The organism is Comamonas sp. MYb69, assembly GCF_037479315.1.
Classification (GTDB): Bacteria; Pseudomonadota; Gammaproteobacteria; order Burkholderiales; family Burkholderiaceae_C; genus Comamonas.
The window spans coordinates 124,819-143,283 of the sequence record NZ_JBBGZG010000004.1; the positions used below are offsets into that span (position 1 = coordinate 124,819).

The window sequence follows — 18,465 nt, forward strand, 5'->3', positions numbered from 1 at the left end:
AGCGCGCAGTTTTTCACCCCTACACCTCGGCCCGTTTGCACCAGCAACGGGCCGATTCTGTTTTAGCAGGTTGCTGGTTTCCAACCCCGAACTTTTTGTTCCGATGAGAAAGACCAGACAACCATGTTGACCCAACCTTCCAGCAAGTACCGCGCTTTTCCAGCCATTGCGTTGCGTGACCGCACCTGGCCTGATGCCCAGATCACCCAGGCGCCCATCTGGCTGTCCACCGATCTGCGCGATGGCAACCAGGCGCTGATCGAGCCAATGGACCTGGCACGCAAGCTGCGCATGTTCGACATGCTGGTCAAGATTGGTTTCAAGGAAATCGAAGTCGGCTTTCCCGCATCCTCGCAGATCGAGTTCGACTTTGTGCGCCAGTTGATCGAGGAAAAGCGCATTCCCGCTGACGTCACCATCCAGGTGATGACCCCCGCCCGCCCTGAGCTGATTACGCGCACGGTCGAGGCCCTGCAAGGCGCGCCGCGCGCCATCGTCCACATCTACAACGCGGTGGCCCCGGTCTGGCGCAAGGTGGTGTTCGGCATGAGCGTGCCCGAGGTGATGGCCCTGGTCAAAGACCAGGTCAGCCACCTCAAGACCTTGACCGATGCCCAGCCCGCCACCGAATGGGTCTTGCAGTACTCGCCCGAGACCTTCTCGCTCGCCGAACTCGAGGTGTCCCTGCAGGCCTGCGAGACGGCGATTGCCGCCTGGGGCCCAGGCCGCGACATCATCCTGAACCTGCCCACCACGGTAGAGAACGCCACCCCCAATGTGTTTGCCGACCAGATCGAGTGGATGGTGCGCAAGTTCGCCAGCCGCCCTGAGGTGGTGGTGTCCGTGCACCCGCACAATGACCGCGGCACCGGCACGGCCAGCGCCGAGTTGGCCTTGATGGCCGGCGCCCACCGCGTCGAAGGCTGCCTGTTTGGCAACGGCGAGCGCACCGGCAACCTCGACATCGTCAACGTGGCCTTGAACATGTATGTGCAGGGCGTATCGCCCCAGCTCGATTTCTCGGACATCGATGCCATCCGCGCTGAAGTCGAGTACTGCAACCAGCTGCCCGTGCCCGCGCGCCACCCCTATGCCGGCGACCTGGTCTACACCTCGTTCTCGGGCTCGCACCAGGATGCGATCAAGAAGGCCTTTGCGGCCCGCCAGGATGCCGATATCTGGGAGATCCCTTACCTGCCGATCGACCCCAAGGACCTGGGCCGCAGCTACGAGGCTGTGATCCGCGTCAACAGCCAGTCGGGCAAGGGCGGCATCTCCTACCTGCTCGAAGAAGCCTATGGCCTGGCGATGCCACGCCGCTTGCAGATCGAGTTCAGCCAGGTGGTGCAGCGCGCAATGGACACAGCCGGCACCGAGTTCACCGCCAAGGACCTGTGGCAGATCTTCGAGCGCGAGTACCAACTCAGCGCCAACCATGCGCTGGCCCAGTACCGCGTGGAATCGAACGACAGCGATGACGTGCGCATCAGCGGCAAGGTGCAGTGGGCCGGTCAGGCCGTCAGCATCGCAGGCCACGGCAATGGCCCGATCGATGCCTTTGTGCAAGCGGTCAGCAGCGCCATCGGTATTCCTGTGCGTCTGCTCGATTACAGCGAACATGCCGTTGCCGCCAGCGATGCCCGTGGCGACAAGGGCGCCAATGCCACGGCCGCTGCCTATATCGAGCTGCGCGTGGGCGACAGCCAGAGCCTGTACGGCGTGGGCATGGACAGCAACAGCACCCAGGCGGCTTTCCGCGCGGTGATGAGCGCGGTAGCACGTAGCGGTGCTGTCGCCAGCGTGCAAACGGCAGCGCCACAAGCGGCTGCACAAGTAGCTACCGCCTAACCACAGGCGGAGCAAAGCACGTAAACTGTAGCGCGGTTGAAGCAGGCTGCAGGAGGGCGAGCAGATCGCTTTCCTGCAGCCTGTTTTAGAGATTCCACTCACCCACGGTGGTAGCACGGCGGCAGCGCAAGACCAATGCAATGGAGAACACACGATGAGCGACCAACTGATTATTTTTGATACCACCTTGCGCGATGGCGAGCAATCGCCCGGCGCCTCGATGACCAAGGACGAAAAGCTGCGCATTGCGCGCCAACTCGAACGCCTGAAGGTGGACGTCATCGAGGCCGGTTTTGCCGCCAGCTCCAACGGTGATTTCGATTGTGTCCAGAGCATCGCCTCCATCATCAAGGACTCGACCATCTGCTCGCTGGCCCGCGCCAACGACCGCGATATCGCCCGCGCGGCCGAGGCCTTGAAGCCCGCCAACCGTGCGCGTATCCACACCTTCATTGCGACCAGCCCGCTGCACATGGAGAAAAAGCTGCGCATGTCGCCCGATGAGGTGTTCGAGCAGGCCAAGATGTCGGTGCGCTTTGCCCGCAACCTGGTGGGCGATATCGAGTTCAGCCCGGAAGACGGCTACCGCAGCGACCCTGATTTTCTCTGCCGCGTGATCGAGGCCGTGATTGCCGAAGGCGCCACGACCATCAACGTGCCCGACACCGTCGGCTACGCGATCCCCGAGCTCTATGGCCAGTTCATTCTGAACCTGCGCGAGCGCATTCCCAACAGCGACAAGGCCATCTGGTCGGTGCACTGCCACAACGACCTGGGCATGGCCGTTGCCAATTCGCTGGCCGGCGTCAAGATCGGTGGTGCACGCCAGGTGGAATGCACGATCAACGGCCTGGGCGAGCGCGCGGGTAACTGCTCACTCGAAGAGGTGGTCATGGCCGTCAAGACGCGCCGTGACTATTTTGGCCTCGATGTCAACATCGATGCCCAGCACATCGTGGCCGCCAGCCGCCTGGTGAGCCAGACCACCGGCTTTGTGGTGCAGCCCAACAAGGCCGTGGTGGGTGCCAATGCCTTTGCCCATGCCTCCGGCATCCACCAAGATGGCGTGCTCAAGGCCCGCGATACCTACGAGATCATGCGCGCCGAAGATGTGGGTTGGAGCGCCAACAAGATCGTGCTGGGCAAGCTCTCGGGCCGCAACGCCTTCAAGCAGCGCCTGCAGGAGCTGGGTGTGGTGATGGACAGCGAAAGCGAGATCAATGCCGCATTCGCCCGCTTCAAGGACCTGGCCGACCGCAAGAGCGAAATTTTTGACGAAGACATCCTCGCGCTGGTGCACATGGAAGGCGCCGAGGCGCAGGCCGAAACCTACCGCTTTGTCTCGCTGTCGCAATCGAGCGAAACGGGCGAGCAGCCCAAGGCCAGCGTGGTGCTGATTGCCCATGGCCAGGAGGTGCGCGGCGAGTCCACTGGCAACGGCCCGGTCGATGCCTCGATGAAAGCGATTGAGTCGCAGGCGCGCAGCGGCGCCGAGATGGTGCTCTACGCGGTCAATGCGATCAGCGGCTCGACCGAGAGCCAGGGCGAGGTGACCGTGCGCTTGCAGATGGGCGGCCGTGTGGTCAATGGTGTAGGCGCAGACCCTGATATTGTGGTGGCGTCAGCGAAGGCTTACATCGCTGCACTAAACAAGTTACAAAATCCTACGGAGCGAGTAGCTGCACAAGGTTGAGACTTCGGAATATAATTTCACTTAAATAATTGAAGAATCGCGTAAGTTAATGAATTTGCGCGATTTTTTAAATCCAAATTTCCGCTGTCAGCTATCGTATTTGTAGGGAGCAGAATAATGGCGCTACGTCATCGCAGTGTTTTGCGTCGTTTTTCACATTTGTTTGCAATTTGTACCTTGGCCTTTGGTTTGTCCGCTCCCAGCGTGCAGGCCAGCACCAAGAACAAGCCCGCTCCCAAGGCCCATGTGCAGGCCAAGGCCGGCAAAAAGCAGGCGGCTGTGGCCTCCAAGGGTGAGCGCAATGGCCGCCACAAGCAGGCCGCTGCTGCCCCCGCTTCTAAAAAGGTCGCCGGCAAAGCCAGCAAGGGCAAGACCACACTGGCCAAGGCAGGGCGCCACGCAGGGCGCGCTGCCGTTGCCGCCGCCGTCATCATCCCCGAGCGCCAGTCCTTTGGCCAGATGGCCGGTCTGCATGATGTGACCGATCCGCTGGCACTCAAATCCAGCGTGGCCCTGGTGCTGGACCAGGACACCCATGAAGTGCTGCTGTCCAAGAACGACCATGCCGTGCTGCCGATCGCCTCGCTCACCAAGCTGATGACCGGCCTCATCATCTCCCAGGCCCAGCTGCCGATGGACGAGATGATCACCATCACCCAGGACGATGTGGATACCGAAAAGCACAGCAGCTCGCGTCTGCGCGTGGGCACCACCTTGATGCGTGGCGAATTGCTGCACCTGGCGCTGATGTCCAGCGAGAACCGTGCCGCCCATGCGCTGGGCCGCACCTACCCCGGTGGCCTGCAGACCTTTGTCGGCATGATGAACATGAAGGCCAAGATGCTGGGCATGGCCGATACCCGCTATGTCGAGCCCACCGGCCTGTCGAGCTCCAACCAGTCCAGCGCCTTTGACCTGGCCACCTTGGTCAATGTCGCGCACTCCGATCCGCTGATGCGCGATCTGACCACCTCGCCGTCCTACCAGGTGGAAGTGGGTGAGCGCACCCTCCAGTTCAACAATACCAACCGCCTGGTGCACAACCCGGACTGGAATATCGGCCTGCAAAAGACCGGCTACATTTCCGAAGCAGGACGCTGCCTGGTGATGCAAACCCAGGTGGCTGGCCGCAAGCTGATCATGGTGTTCCTGGATTCGGCCGGCAAGTTTGGCCGTCTGGCAGATGCCGAGCGCGTGCGCCACTGGGTCGAAGGCTCGGGCGCGCAGCTGCTGGCCAAGCACTGAGCGCGCTGCGCCCACAAAAAAACCTGCCTCGGCAGGTTTTTTTGCGTGGGGGTGATGGCCTGCCCGGGCTCAGCGTGCGTTGGGCTGGCGGTGCTCGTCAAAGCCCAGTGCGGACGAGATCTCGCTGGCTGTGGCCTGCAGGCGCGTGGTCCAGGCGTCTTCCAGGCGGTCGGCGGGGGCCGACACCGACAGGCCGGCGACCAGGCGCCCCTGGTCGTCATAGATGCCCGCTGCCATGCAGCGCACGCCCAGCTCCAGCTCCTCGTTGTCGCGCGCCACGCCGTACTGGCGGGTCTTGGACAGCTCGCGCTCGAGCACCGCCAAATTGGTGATGCTGTTCTTGGTGTTGCCGGCCAGGCCCGTGCGCATCGCGTAGGCGCGTACGCGCTCGGGCTCGTCATTGGCCAAAAAGAGCTTGCCCGTCGATGTCAGGTGCAGCGGCGCATGGCCGCCGATGGCGCGCACCACCTGCATGCCCGAACGCTCGCTGAAGCTGCGCTCCACATAGACGATCTCATCGCCCTGGCGCATGCTCAGGTTGATGGCCTGCTGCGTGGCCAGGTGCAGCCGGCGCATCGGCAGCAGGGCCACTTCGCGTACATTGATGCGCGCCTTGACCAGGTTGCCCAGCTCCAGAAGGCGCATGCCCAGGCGGTAGCTGCCCGATTCGGGGCGGTCCACAAAGCGGCCAATGGTCAGGTCGTTCAAGATGCGGTGCGTCGTCGACGGGTGCAGGCCCGTGATCTCGCTCAGCTCCTTGAGTGACACCGCTTCCTCGCGCGTGGCCAGGACGTCCAGCAGCGTGAACATGCGCTCTAGCACTTGCACGCTGGGCTTGGTGACGGTGTCATGTGTGGTTTTGGTCATGCGTAGACTGGCGCTCAAATAACAAAGATAGGGGTGGGCCGCTTGATCGGAGCGATCAAGGGGCGCAATGGTTGGCGAGCTGGCCCGGTTGCCAGCGCTGGTCGATATAGACCTCATAGGGCTGGTAATCGGCCTTGTATTGCATCTTGGGGCTGGCGGCAATCCAGTAGCCCAGGTAGAGGTAGGGCAGGCCCATCGCGCGGCACTGTTCAATCTGCCACAGCACGTTGTAGGTGCCGTAGCTGGTGTGGGCCTCGGGCTCGTAAAAGGTGTAGACGGCCGACAGGCCGTCATTGAGGATGTCGATGATCGAGACCATCTTCAATGCGCCGGGCTGCTGGCCTTGCGCGGGCTCGCGAAACTCCACCAGGCGGCTGTTGACCCGGCTTTGCAGCATGAACTGCGAATACTGCTCGACGCTGTCCTCATCCATGCCGCCACCGGTGTGGCGCGCCGACTGGTAGCGCAGGTAGAGCGCGTAGTGCTCGCGCAGAAAACCCAGCGGCAGCACGCGTACATCCAGTGCTTCATGCTGCTTGCGCGCGCGGCGCTGGTGGCGCTTGGGTTTGAAGTCCTGTACCTGCACGCGCAAGGGCACGCAGGCCTGGCAGCCGTCGCAATAGGGGCGGTAGGTGAACAGGCCGCTGCGGCGAAAACCCTGCTGGATCAGCTCGGAGTAGACATCGTTCTGGATGGCGTGGCTGGGCGTGGCTACCTGAGAGCGCGCCATGCGCGCTTCGAGATAGCTGCATGGGTAGGGCGCTGTCGCATAAAACTGCAAGCTGTGCAGCGGTAGTTCGTTCAGCCTACTCATCCGGATGCGGAGATGTCATTTCAGATAGTGGGATTATGTCAGTCCCATCGCGAGATGCAAACTCCCAGCGCATAGGGGGCAGCGCTATTTGCGTGCGCACATTCTCTAAAAACCGGCTGCGCGGCACTTCGGCAGCGCCCATGAAGGCCAGATGCCCGGTGTTTTGCTGGCAGTCGATCATCGGCACCTGCTCGCGCCGGCAGATCTGCACCAGCGCGGCCAGTGCGATCTTGGAGCCATTGGGCACCGTGGTGAACATCGATTCGCCAAACACCGCGCGGCCCATGGCCACGCAATACAGGCCGGCCACTAGCTGGCCGCCTTGCCACAGCTCCACGCTGTGGGCACAGCCATCCCGGTGCAGCTGGGTGTAGGCCGCCTGGATGTCGTCGACGATCCAGGTGCCATCCTGGCCCGGGCGGTCCTGCTGGCTGCAGGCGGCAATCACGGCGGCAAAGTCGCTGTCGATGCGCAGCTCGCTGTTTGGATCCTGCTCGAATTTGCGGATCGCCTGCTTGAGTGAGCGGTGCAGCCGGAAGTTGGCCGGTTGCAGCACCATGCGCGGATCGGTGGACCACCACAGAATGGGGGAGCCTTCGCTGAACCAGGGGAAGATGCCCTGGCGGTAGGCCTGCTGCAGGTGGGCGCTGTCAAGCACGCCGCCGGCGGCCAGCAGGCCGGGGTGCGGGGTGTGGGGCCCCCAGGCCATGTCCACGGGTGGAAAGTCGTCATCGGCTTGCAGCCAGGCAAGCGGGGGCGTGTGGTGGTTGGCGCTCATGGTGTTGCCTGCCATGGTAGCGGCCAAATGGCGCGCTGCTGGCCCCCAAGGCTACGCGGGGGTGACAAATACTGCAGTTCTGCCGCCGCTGCGGGCCGGGGGCGGCAAAAACAAAAAAGCCTGCACGGCCGTGCAGGCTTTTTGAATGGCTCCTCAACCTGGGCTCGAACCAGGGACCTACGGATTAACAGTCCGGCGCTCTACCAACTGAGCTATTGAGGAATAAACAGTGAACAGGCTTTGTGCGATTGCAAAGCCAAAAAATTCTTTGGCTCCTCAACCTGGGCTCGAACCAGGGACCTACGGATTAACAGTCCGGCGCTCTACCAACTGAGCTATTGAGGAACAAGACTGCGATTATAGAACGAATTTTTGCCCTGAAAAACGGGCGAGGTCATTTTTTGCCGCGCAGTGCTGGGCTCATTGCGGCGCCGGGGGCTCGGGCCGGCACCACAGCCAGGCCAGCACGCAGGCCATGCAGCCAATCGACAACAGCTTGGCCCAGCCAGGCGCTGGCACCAGCAGCATGATGACGGCACACAGCGCCATCGTGATGCTGGCGCTCCACTTGGCCTTGCGGCTGACAAAACCGCCCGCCGCCCAGTTGCGCAGCATGCCGCCAAACAGGCGGTGGCGCCACAGCCAGGCATGCAGGCGCGGCGAGCTGCGCGCTGCGCAAGCCCCGGCCATCAGCACAAAGACCGTGGTCGGCAGCCCCGGCACAAAAATGCCGATGATGCCCATCGCCAGGCAGGCCACAGCCGCCAACAGCAGCAGCCAACGCAAGACCGGACTGCGGATGGGGCAGTAGGCCGGTGTCTGCACGTCTTGCAGCGCGGTGGAAGAGGCTCCGGGCTCGTTCATGGTCCAGCATTGTGCATCGCGCCGCATAACAGTGTCTTGATGCTGGGCAAGGGGGGTGGGCATCTTGCTGCGCTGCGGCGCCGGTGTTTTGGGTGGCAAAAGGCGCCAGACGGGCTTGCGCGCTGCGCTACCATGCCGGCATGGCGATCTATCCAATCTTGAAAATGGGCGATGCCCGTTTGCTGCGCACCGCGCAGCCCGTGACCGAATTTGACACCGATGCGCTGCACCAGCTGGTGCAGGACCTGCTCGACACCATGCGCGACGCCAACGGCGCGGGCCTGGCTGCGCCGCAGATCGGGGTGGACCTGCAGGTGGTGTTCTTCGGCTCGCCCGATCGCAACCCGCGCTACCCGGACCGCCCGCTGGTGCCGCCCACGGTGCTGATCAACCCGGTGATCACGCCCTTGTCGAACGAGGAAGAAAACGACTGGGAGGGTTGCCTGTCGGTACCCGGGCTGCGCGGCATGGTGCCGCGCTGGCGCAAGATCCGCTACACCGGCTTTGACCAGTATGGCGACCCGATTGACCGCGAGGCCGAGGGCTTCCATGCCCGGGTGGTGCAGCATGAATGCGACCATCTCTGGGGCAAGCTCTACCCGATGCGGGTGCGCGATTTCAGCCAGTTCGGCTTTACCGAGGTGCTGTTTCCCGGTATCAGCGCGGCCGAGGACGACTGAGCCGGGTCCGCCTTAACGGTCAACCGGCCGCGCCGCTACCTGTTGCAGCCAGTGCCCAGAGCAGCTCGGTCTCGATCGCGATCTGGCTCACATTGTTCTGCAGCTCCGGGCCCTGCAGCAAAAAGCTGTCTTCCACGCGCTCGCCCAAGGTGCTGATCTTGGCCAGCTCCACACTCAGCTGGTGGCGCGCCAGGATGCGTGCCACGGTGTAGAGCAGGCCGGCGCGGTCTGCCGCCGAGATGGACAGCAGCCAGCGCTGGCCTTTGTCATCGGGGCGCAGCAGCACGCGCGGCGCCACCGGAAAGCTCTTGACCCGGCGCGATACGCGGCGCTGCGCGGGCTCGGGCAGCGGCTGGGCGGCCACCAGCACGCGCGTGAGCTCGCTCTCGACCAGGTTGATCAGCTCGCGGTAGCTTTGCGGTGCATCGGTCGCCACCACCTGGAAGGTGTCGAGCGCATAGCGGTTAAGGGCGGTGTGCACGCGCGCGTCCAGAATCGAGAAACCCGCCTGGTCGAAATAGCTGCAGATGCGGGCAAACAGATCGGGCTGGTCGGGCGCATAGACCATCACCTGCAGGCCTTCGCCGGCCAGCGACTGGCGCGCACGCACCAAGGTGGCCTTGCTGCCCACGGCGCGTGACAGGTGGCGCGTGTGCCAGGCGATATCGGCAGCCTCATGGCGCAGAAAATAATCGAGGCCCAGCGTATCCCACAGCGCCTTTTGTGATTCATGGGGCTGGGCCGACAGCGCCAGCAGCACGAGCGCTTCGCGCTTGCGGATTTCCACCTGCGCGGCCACATCGGGTGCCCGCCCGCCCAGCACGCGCAGCGTCGAGCGGTACAGGTCTTCGAGCAGCTTGCCTTTCCAGGCGTTCCAGACCTTGGGGCTGGTGCCCCGGATGTCGGCGACGGTCAGCAGGTAGAGCGCGGTGAGCCGGCGCTCATTGCCCATGCGCTGGGCAAAGGCGGTGATCACCTCGGGGTCGGACGTATCCTGCTTTTGCGCGACCTGGCTCATCGTCAGGTGCTCGCGCACCAGGAACTCGACCAGCTGCCGGTCTTCCTTGGCAATCTGGTGGTCGCGGCAAAAACGCTTGACTTCGAGCGCGCCGATCTCAGAATGGTCACCACCCCGGCCCTTGCCGATGTCGTGGAACAGGGCGGCCAGGTACAAGATCCAGGGTTTGTCCCAGCCAGCGGCCAGCTGGGAGCAGAACGGGTACTCATGCGCATGCTCGGCCATGAAAAAGCGCCGCACATTGCGCAGCACCATCAGGATGTGCTGGTCCACCGTGTAGACATGGAACAGGTCATGCTGCATCTGGCCCACGATGCGGCGGAACGGCCAGAGGTAGCGCCCCAGCACCGAGGTCTGGTTGAGCAGCCGCATCGCATGGGTGATGCCATGGGGCTGCTGCAGAATCTGCATGAAGGTGGCGCGGTTGACCGGGTCACGCCGGAACTGCGCATCCATCAGCTGGCGCGCATGGTAGAGCGCACGGAAGGTACGGGCCGACAGGTCCTTCAAGCCCGGCTCGGTCTCGTAGAGCAAAAAGGTGCGCAAGATCGCATGCGGGTTGCGCTGGTAGACCTCGTCGTCGGCCACCTCGATGAGGCCGGCCTTGTCGTAGAACTCGTCATCGATGCGGCGCAAGGTGTGGTTGCCCGGGTGCAGGCGCTCGTCCATGTTCAGCATCAGGATCTGCGTGAGCTGGGCCACGGCCTTGGCAGCCCAGTAGTAGCGCTTCATCAGCTCCTCGCTGGCGCGCTTGGGAAAGCGCTGGCCGGCCGGCGTGATGGTCTTGAAGCCAAAGGATTCGGCCACCGGCGTCTGCAGGTCGAACACCAGCCGGTCTTCACGGCGCCGCGCCACAATGTGCAGCCGCGCGCGGATGAGGCAGATCAGGTCCTCGTTGCGCTGCAGGTTGCGCACCTCGTAGACGGTCGCCAGCCCCTTGTCGGCCAGCTCCTTCCAGCGGCTGCCCAGGCCCGTGGCACGGCCCAGCCACAGAATCAGCTGCAGATCGCGCAGGCCGCCGGGCGACTCCTTGCAGTTGGGCTCGAGCGCATAGACGGTGTTCTCGTACTTGTTGTGGCGCTGCTGCATCTCCAGCACCTTGGCCACGACAAAGGCGTCGGGCTTGATGGACTGGGCCAGCGCCGCCTGGAACAGGTGGTAGAGGCGGGGCGAGCCAATGATGCGGCGCGACTCCAGCAGCGCTGTCTGCACCGTCACATCGGCCTGGGCTTCGCTGATGCACTGGCTGATGGTGCGCACGCTCGAGCCAATTTCCAGCCCGGCATCCCAGCACGAGCCGATGAACTGCTCGATCGCGGTGCGCAATTCGCTGTCCTGCTCCGGATCGGTGCCTTCGGGCAGCAGCAGCAGCACATCGATATCGGAGTAGGGGAAGAGCTTGCCCCGGCCAAAGCCGCCCACCCCCACCAGGTTCAGGCGCCCGGGCAGGCCGGCCAGGTGCCAGAGATCGCGCAGCAGCCCATCGGCCAGCTGCGAGAGCTTGCGCAGCTGGGTCTGTATGCCCCGGGTGCTGCTGCCCCCGGCCATGATGTCATCAAACAGGGCGCTGCGTTGCGCCTGGTACTGCTCGCGCAGCTGCGGAATGCGAGGATCGTTCATGGTGCCTAACTATGCTGTCGTTGGCAGTGTGCCATAGCAATCAACAGCAGCAGCGAGTAAGCACATTTCATGCCACTACGCACCAAATGGGGGCATGGAGGAGGCGGGAGTGCCAGAAACGACCAAGGCGGCATGCTGGTTGCAGTGCCGCCTTGGTGTGGGCTGGTGCCGGGCAGGCCCGGCACGCGCGCAGCGATTTATCGGTGCAGTATCAGCGCCCGATCAGCACTTGGTGCTGGTCACAAAGCTGGGTGGCGTGGGCGAGCCTTCCGACCAGGTCAGCACTTCGTAGCCGGTGTCGGTCACCAGCACTTCGACTTCCCACTGGGCCGAGAGGCTGTGGTCCTTGGTGATGACGGTCCAGCCGTCATTGCCCAGGTCCTTGATGTCCTTCTTGCCCAGGTTGAGCATGGGCTCGATCGTGAAGATCATGCCGGTCTTCAGCTCGACGCCGGTGCCAGGGCGGCCGTAGTGCAGCACCTGCGGCTCGTCGTGGAACACCTTGCCGATGCCGTGGCCGCAGTACTCGCGCACGACCGACAGGCCCTGGCCTTCGGCAAACTTCTGGATCGCATGGCCGATATCGCCCAGGTGTGCGCCATTCTTGACCTGCACAATGCCATGCCACATGGCTTCAAAGGTCAGCTGGCACAGGCGCTTGCCGGCAATCGTGCCTTCGCCGATCACGAACATGCGGCTGTTGTCGCCGAAATAGCCTTCGGGCGTGATGATGGTCACATCCACATTGACGATGTCGCCCTTCTTGAGCGGCTTGTCATTGGGGATGCCATGGCAGACCACGTGGTTGACCGACGTGCAGACATAGGCGGGGTAGGGCGTCATGCCTGGCGGCTGGTAGCCCAGGCAGGCCGATTTGGTGCCTTGCTTTTCCATCGCCTCGGCGCACAGCAGATCGATTTGCTTGGTGGTGATACCCGGTTGGATGTGGGGGGTGATGTAGTCCAAGACCTCCGAGGCCAGGCGGCCTGCGATGCGCATCTGCGCAATATCGTCTTCGGTATTGATTTTGATCGTCATAGCCCATGATTATCCCACTGCTGCCATTGGCCTGTTGTCCATGCGGCTACGTGTCCTGGCGGGGCACAGTAGAATCCCGGGTTATCCCGCCCTTGTCATGGTGCTGCCACGGTCCGCCCGTAGCAGTGGGCAAGGCGCATGCGTGCTTTCTTCCCATCCTCCTAGTCCACATAGGCTGCCACGTGACACTGCACCTGACTCAGCTACCAGGCGGTAACGCCCTCAGCTCCTTCCGCGCCCAACAACTGCAGACCGCATTGACGGCGATCCATCCAAAGATAACGGGCATTGCTGCCCGTTTTGTGCATCTGGTGGCCACCGAGCAGCCCCTGGCCGGCGCCCAGGCCGAGCGCGTAGCGGCCCTGCTGACCTATGGCGACCCCTATGAAGGCGGCAGCGACGGCCAGGCCTTCATCGTCACGCCCCGCATGGGCACCATCTCGCCCTGGGCTTCCAAGGCCACCGACATTGCCCGCAACTGCGGCCTGGCGCTGTTCCGCATCGAGCGCCTGACCGAATACCGGATCGAGCTCAAGGCCGGCCTGCTGGGCGGCAAGCCCGAGCTGAGCGCCGAGCAGACCGCGCAGATCGCTGCGCTGCTGCACGACCGCATGACCGAGTCGGTGTTTGGCACCCGCGCCGAAGCCGAGCAGCTGTTCTCCGCCCTGCAAGCCCAGCCGATGGAGTTTGTCGATGTGCTGGGCGGCGGCCGCAGCGCGCTGGAAAAAGCCAACAAGCAATGGGGCCTGGCGCTGGCCGACGACGAGATCGAGTACCTGGAAAACGCCTTCAAGGGCCTGGCACGCAACCCCAGCGATGTCGAGCTGATGATGTTTGCCCAGGCGAACTCCGAGCACTGCCGCCACAAGATCTTCAACGCCAAGTTCACCATCGACGGCGTGGCGCAGGACAAGAGCCTGTTTGGCATGATCCGCCACACCGAGTCGGTATCGCCCCAGCACACCGTCGTCGCCTATTCGGACAATGCCTCCATCATGGAAGGCCACCAGGTCGAGCGCTTTGTCGCGCCGTTCAACACCCAGGCCGATGCCGTGACGGCGCCCAGCTACCAAAAGCAGGCGGCCACCAGCCATGTGCTGATGAAGGTCGAGACCCACAACCACCCGACGGCCATCTCGCCTTTCCCGGGTGCCTCCACCGGCGCGGGCGGTGAGATCCGTGACGAAGGCGCGACCGGCCGGGGCTCCAAGCCCAAGGCGGGCCTCACCGGCTTCACCGTCTCCAAGCTCTGGGGCAGCGAGGTCGGCAAGCCCGAGCACATCGCCAGCCCGCTGCAGATCATGATCGAAGGCCCGCTGGGCGGCGCCGCGTTCAACAACGAATTCGGCCGCCCCAACCTGACCGGCTACTTCCGCGAGTACGAGCAGCAAGTCGGTGACATCACCCGTGGCTACCACAAGCCCATCATGATCGCCGGTGGCCTGGGCGTGATCGATGCCGAGCAGACCCAGAAGATCCTGTTCCCCGCCGGCACCTTGCTGATCCAGCTGGGCGGCCCAGGCATGCGCATCGGCATGGGCGGCGGCGCAGCCAGCTCGATGGCCAGCGGCACCAATGCGGCCGAGCTGGACTTTGACTCGGTGCAGCGCGGCAACCCCGAGATCGAGCGCCGTGCGCAAGAGGTCATCAACCACTGCTGGCAGCAGGGCGCGGCCAACCCCATCCTGGCGATCCACGATGTGGGCGCCGGCGGCCTGTCCAACGCCTTCCCCGAGCTGACCAATGACGCCGGCCGTGGCGCCCGCTTTGACCTGCGCAAGGTCAACCTCGAAGAATCGGGCCTGGCGCCGAAGGAAATCTGGTCCAACGAAAGCCAGGAACGCTATGTGATGGCGATTGCGCCTGAGTCGCTGGCGCAGTTCTCCGCGTTTTGCGAGCGCGAGCGCTGCCCGTTTGCCGTCATCGGCACGGCGACCGAAGAGCGCCAGCTGGTGCTGCAGGACCCGGCGGCCACCGCTGACGACCAGAAATTCCCGGTCGATATGCCGATGGACGTGCTGCTGGGCAAGCCGCCCAAGATGCACAAGGATGTGCAGACCGTGGCGCGCAGCCTGCCCGCCATCGACCTGACCGGCGTGCCGCTGGAAAAGGCCGTGATCGACGTGCTGGCCCACCCCACGGTGGCCTCCAAGCGCTTCCTGGTCACCATTGGCGACCGCGCTGTGGGCGGCCTGACCCACCGCGACCAGATGGTCGGCCCTTGGCAAGTGCCGGTGGCTGACGTCGCCGTGACCCTGGCCGATTTCCAAGGCTTCAAGGGCGAGGCCATGGCCATGGGCGAGCGCACCCCGCTGGCTGCCATCAATGCTCCCGCCTCGGGCCGCATGGCGGTTGCCGAAGCCATCACCAATATGCTGGCCGCGCCGATTGCGCTGTCCAAGGTCAAGATGTCGGCCAACTGGATGGCCGCCTGCGGCGAGCCCGGTGAAGACGCCGATCTGTACGCCACCGTCAAGGCCGTGGGCATGGAGCTGTGCCCGCAGCTGAACATCTCCATCCCCGTGGGCAAGGACAGCCTGTCGATGCGCACGCAGTGGAGCGAAGGCGGCCAGACCAAGAAGGTCACCTCGCCCGTCAGCCTGATCATCACCGGCTTTGCGTCCATCGATGATGTGCGCAGCACCTTGACGCCCCAGCTGGACGCCAACGAGGCCGACACCACCCTGGTGCTGGTCGATCTCTCGCGCGGCAAGATGCGCATGGGCGGCTCCATCCTGGGCCAGGTGCTGGGCCAAAGCGGCAATGAAACGCCTGACCTGGACGAGGCCAAGGACCTGATCGCCCTGGTCGACGCCGTCAACGCGCTGCGCGCCCAGGGCAAGATCCTGGCCTACCACGACAAGGGCGACGGCGGCCTGCTGGCCACCGTGGCAGAAATGGCCTTTGCCGGCCATGTCGGCGTGGCACTGAATGTGGACATGCTGATCACCGAAGGCGATGGCATCTCCGACAGCCGCATGGACAGCGGCGAAGGCAAGAACTGGGGCGCCCAGGTATCGGGCCGCCGCGAAGACCTGACCCTGCGTGCGCTGTTCAACGAAGAGCTGGGCGTGGTGCTGCAGGTCAAGACCAGCGACAGCGCCGAGGTGCTGCAGGCCCTGCGCGAGCATGGCTTGTCCACCTGCAGCCACATCGTGGGCAAGACGCGTCCGGCCTCGTCCAGCATGGACATGGGCAAGGGCGAGCTGCAGGTCTGGCGCGATGCCAAGAAGGTGTTTGGCGCCAGCCTGAGCGATCTGCACCAGGTCTGGGATGCCGTCAGCTGGAAGATTGCCCAGCAGCGCGACAACCCCGCCTGCGCCGACAGCGAGCACGCCTCGGTCGGTGTGCCGTCTGACCCCGGCATGCATGTACACCTGACTTTCGACCCGCAAGAAGCGCTGTCTGCGCCCTTCGTCAACGTGGCGGCCAAGCCCCGCGTGGCGGTGCTGCGCGAGCAGGGTGTGAACTCCCACGTGGAGATGGCCTACGCCTTTGGCGAAGCAGGCTTTGAAGCGGTGGACGTGCACATGACCGATCTGCAGACGGGCCGTGCCCAGCTGCGTGACTTTGCCGGCATCGTCGCCTGCGGCGGCTTCAGCTACGGTGACACCCTGGGCGCCGGCATCGGCTGGGCCCGCTCCATCACCTTCAACGAGCCGCTGTCCGAGCAGTTCCAGGCCTTCTTCAGCCGCAAGGACACCTTCGGCCTGGGCGTCTGCAATGGCTGCCAGATGTTTGCCGAGCTGGCCGACATCATCCCCGGTGCGCAAGACTGGCCGCGCTTTACGCAAAACCAGAGCAACCGCTTTGAGGCGCGCCTGTCGATGGTTGAAGTGCTGGACTCGCCCAGCCTGTTCCTGCAAGGCATGGCCGGCTCGCGCCTGCCGATCGCCGTGGCGCACGGTGAGGGCTATGCCAACTTCCGCTTCCGTGGCAACGCCGATGCGGTGATCGCCGCGATGCGCTATGTGGACAACCACGGCCAGGCGACCGAGCAGTACCCGTTCAACCCGAACGGTTCGGCCGGCGGCCTGACCGCTGTGACCACCGCCGATGGCCGCTTTACCGCGATGATGCCGCACCCCGAGCGCGTGTTCCGCAATGTGCAGATGAGCTGGACCGACGGCGACCGCTCGGCCCACAGCCCCTGGATGCGCGTCTGGCGCAATGCCCGCCACTGGCTGGGCTGATCTGCGCAACGCCCCATGACCCAAGGCCCTGCACTGCAGGGCCTTTTTTCATGCGCCGGGGTTCAGTGGCTCAGAGCTTCATCACCACCGGCCCGCCCTTGGCAATCGCCCGCTGGTAGGCGTCGCGCGCCTGCATGCGCTGGCGGTAGGCATGCAGGTGTGGCCAGTCGGCGGGGTTGGCGCAGCGCGCCAGCGCGGCCTCCACCGCAAAGCCCATCTGAAAATCGGCCATCGTCAGGTGCTCGCCGGCAAACCAGGGCTGGTGGGCGAGGTGGTGGTTCATATAGGCCATCGCCGCCTCCATGTGCGGGGCGATCAGCAGTTTGTGCACCTGCTGGCGCAGGCCGTGCAGCACCGGGCGCACGACGGGGCGCAGCAGCAGCGGCAAGGGCTTGGCCGCGATGCTGTCAAATACCAGCTGCAGCAGCAGCCAGTTCATCAGCGAGCCTTCGGCAAAATGCATCCAGTAGCGGCACTGCAAATGCTCGGGGCTGCTGCGCGGCGGATCGAGGTGTGCCATGTCGGGCGGCGCCCAGGCGCCATAGCGCTCGGCCAGGTACTCGATGATGGCGCCAGACTCGGCAATCACCAGGCCCCGGTCGCAGAGGATGGGTGAGAGGCCCAGCGGGTGAATGCGCTTGAGCGCTGGCGGCGCCAGGCGCGTCTTGGCATCGCGCGGGTAGGTCTCCAGCGCATAGGGCAGGTTCAGCTCTTCGAGCAGCCACAGCACGCGCTGCGAGCGCGAGGTTTCCAGGTGGTGAAGGGTCAGCATGCTTTAGTTTCCTTGCAAGCGGCGCACCCAGGCCACCAGACCGGATGCCGTCGATTTGTAGCCCGGGCGCCAACTCAGCCGGGAGCGCCAGGGCACGCCCAGCAGAAAGTGGCCCCGGGCCCAGCCCTTGAGCATCGCGCTGGCCGCCTGCTCGGGCTGCGGCCAGACTGGCTGGCTGGCGGGGTGAGGCTCGGTGAAAAAGGCCTCGCTCAGGCCGGGCTTGACCACGGCCAGGCTGACGCCCACGCCCTGGGGTACCAACTCCAGTTGCAAGGTCTCAGCCAGGTTGATGAGTGCCGCCTGGCTGGGCCCATAGGCCAGGTTGCCCGGCAGGCCACGCAGGCCGGCCACGCTGGCCACCAGGCTCAGATGCGGTTGGCGCCCGGCGCGCGCCGCTGCGAGCAGGTGGGGCGTGACGGCCGCGATCACATGAAAGGCGCCGGTCAGATTGACCTCGCGGTGCTGCAGCAAGCTATTGAGGTCCAGGTCATCGGCGCGCATGGTCTGCCGCTCGCCCGCGCAGTAGCAGACCAGGTCCAGCGGCCCGTCCTCCAGCAGCTGGTGCACGGCGCTGACGACCGCGTCGCGGTCGGTGACATCCAGCGGCAGCGGCAGGCAGCCGGGGTGTTGTTCGGCGAAGCTGTCCAGCGCTTCCTGCCGGCGCGCCGACACGATCACGCGCGCGCCTGCGGCATGCAGCTGCTCGGCCAGCGCCAGACCGATGCCCGCGCTGGCGCCGACCAGCCAGACACGCATGCCGTACCAGCGCTCGATGGGGGTGTTCAGTGGCATGGTTGCCTCCTGGCGCTGGCGCATGGGCACGATGGCTGGTAGGCGATGGTGGCGGTGGTTGTCATAGGGTGTTCCGGTTGTCCGACCCTGTCTGTGCAAGGTCTACGTTTAGCACTACGCACAACGAGGCGGTTTGGATTCAGCGCCAGCGATTATTTTTTTGCATCGCTTCTGCATCGTTTTGCATCCAATCGGCGGCTTGCTGCGTATAGCGGCCAGATGCATGAAAGTTTGGGGGGCGTG

13 protein-coding genes and 2 tRNA genes are annotated in these 18,465 nt (G+C 64.4%); 5 read left to right on the plus strand and 10 right to left on the minus strand.

Going from position 1 to position 18,465, the window contains the following annotated elements:
- Positions 1-123: 123 nt before the first annotated feature.
- The 3 genes from leuA to WH303_RS06930 all read left to right on the plus strand — a co-directional run bounded on the left by leuA (position 124) and on the right by WH303_RS06930 (position 4,786).
- The gene (gene leuA, locus WH303_RS06920; protein WP_339517596.1) at positions 124-1,848 is read left to right on the plus strand and encodes a 2-isopropylmalate synthase; all 1,725 of its coding nucleotides are present in this window, start codon (positions 124-126) and stop codon (positions 1,846-1,848) included.
- A 154-nt stretch (positions 1,849-2,002) separates the two neighbouring features.
- Entirely contained in the window at positions 2,003-3,541 is a 1,539-nt protein-coding gene (locus tag WH303_RS06925) for a 2-isopropylmalate synthase (RefSeq protein ID WP_021024887.1), read from the plus strand.
- A 117-nt stretch (positions 3,542-3,658) separates the two neighbouring features.
- Positions 3,659-4,786 carry a serine hydrolase gene (locus WH303_RS06930; protein WP_027010406.1) on the plus strand — a complete coding sequence of 376 codons (1,128 nt, stop codon included), beginning with the start codon at positions 3,659-3,661 and terminating at the stop codon, positions 4,784-4,786.
- Positions 4,787-4,855: 69 nt separating this feature from the next.
- Here WH303_RS06930 and WH303_RS06935 read toward each other — a convergent pair whose 3' ends face one another.
- The 6 genes from WH303_RS06935 to WH303_RS06960 form a co-directional block, all read right to left on the minus strand.
- Positions 4,856-5,653 carry an IclR family transcriptional regulator gene (locus tag WH303_RS06935; RefSeq protein WP_021024885.1) on the minus strand — a complete coding sequence of 266 codons (798 nt, stop codon included), beginning with the start codon at positions 5,651-5,653 and terminating at the stop codon, positions 4,856-4,858.
- A gap of 55 nt (positions 5,654-5,708) precedes the next feature.
- A complete protein-coding gene (locus WH303_RS06940) occupies positions 5,709-6,467 on the minus strand; it encodes an arginyltransferase (RefSeq protein WP_339517600.1) in 759 nt (252 codons plus the stop codon).
- Positions 6,460-7,245 (minus strand): leucyl/phenylalanyl-tRNA--protein transferase, encoded by a 786-nt coding sequence (aat, locus tag WH303_RS06945; RefSeq protein ID WP_339517602.1) that lies wholly within the window; start codon positions 7,243-7,245, stop codon positions 6,460-6,462. The genes WH303_RS06940 and aat overlap by 8 nt, the downstream gene beginning before the upstream one ends.
- Before the next feature lie 146 nt (positions 7,246-7,391).
- Positions 7,392-7,467, minus strand: a tRNA-Asn gene (locus WH303_RS06950).
- Positions 7,468-7,514: 47 nt separating this feature from the next.
- Positions 7,515-7,590: transfer RNA gene (locus WH303_RS06955), tRNA-Asn, on the minus strand.
- A gap of 75 nt (positions 7,591-7,665) precedes the next feature.
- A complete protein-coding gene (locus WH303_RS06960) occupies positions 7,666-8,109 on the minus strand; it encodes a YbaN family protein (protein WP_116925254.1) in 444 nt (147 codons plus the stop codon).
- Positions 8,110-8,249: 140 nt separating this feature from the next.
- On the opposite strand from WH303_RS06960, the gene def reads away from it, so the two are divergent.
- Entirely contained in the window at positions 8,250-8,789 is a 540-nt protein-coding gene (gene def, locus WH303_RS06965) for a peptide deformylase (protein ID WP_021024881.1), read from the plus strand.
- 19 nt (positions 8,790-8,808) lie between these two features.
- Here the strand turns inward: def and WH303_RS06970 are convergent, their stop codons facing one another.
- Together WH303_RS06970 and map are read right to left on the minus strand one after the other, a co-directional pair.
- The gene (locus tag WH303_RS06970; RefSeq protein ID WP_021024880.1) at positions 8,809-11,427 is read right to left on the minus strand and encodes a [protein-PII] uridylyltransferase; all 2,619 of its coding nucleotides are present in this window, start codon (positions 11,425-11,427) and stop codon (positions 8,809-8,811) included.
- Positions 11,428-11,649: 222 nt separating this feature from the next.
- Entirely contained in the window at positions 11,650-12,465 is an 816-nt protein-coding gene (gene map, locus WH303_RS06975) for a type I methionyl aminopeptidase (RefSeq protein ID WP_021024879.1), read from the minus strand.
- A 182-nt stretch (positions 12,466-12,647) separates the two neighbouring features.
- Here map and purL point away from each other — a divergent pair, with 182 nt between their 5' ends.
- The gene (gene purL, locus WH303_RS06980; RefSeq protein ID WP_339517604.1) at positions 12,648-16,658 is read left to right on the plus strand and encodes a phosphoribosylformylglycinamidine synthase; all 4,011 of its coding nucleotides are present in this window, start codon (positions 12,648-12,650) and stop codon (positions 16,656-16,658) included.
- A 70-nt stretch (positions 16,659-16,728) separates the two neighbouring features.
- Here the strand turns inward: purL and WH303_RS06985 are convergent, their stop codons facing one another.
- Positions 16,729-17,430, minus strand: coding sequence for a glutathione S-transferase family protein (locus WH303_RS06985; RefSeq protein WP_339517606.1), 702 nt, complete (start codon positions 17,428-17,430; stop codon positions 16,729-16,731).
- Between the two features lie 3 nt (positions 17,431-17,433).
- Positions 17,434-18,222, minus strand: a complete 789-nt coding sequence (locus tag WH303_RS06990; RefSeq protein ID WP_339517607.1) for an SDR family NAD(P)-dependent oxidoreductase — start codon at positions 18,220-18,222, stop codon at positions 17,434-17,436.
- Positions 18,223-18,465 lie beyond the last annotated feature (243 nt).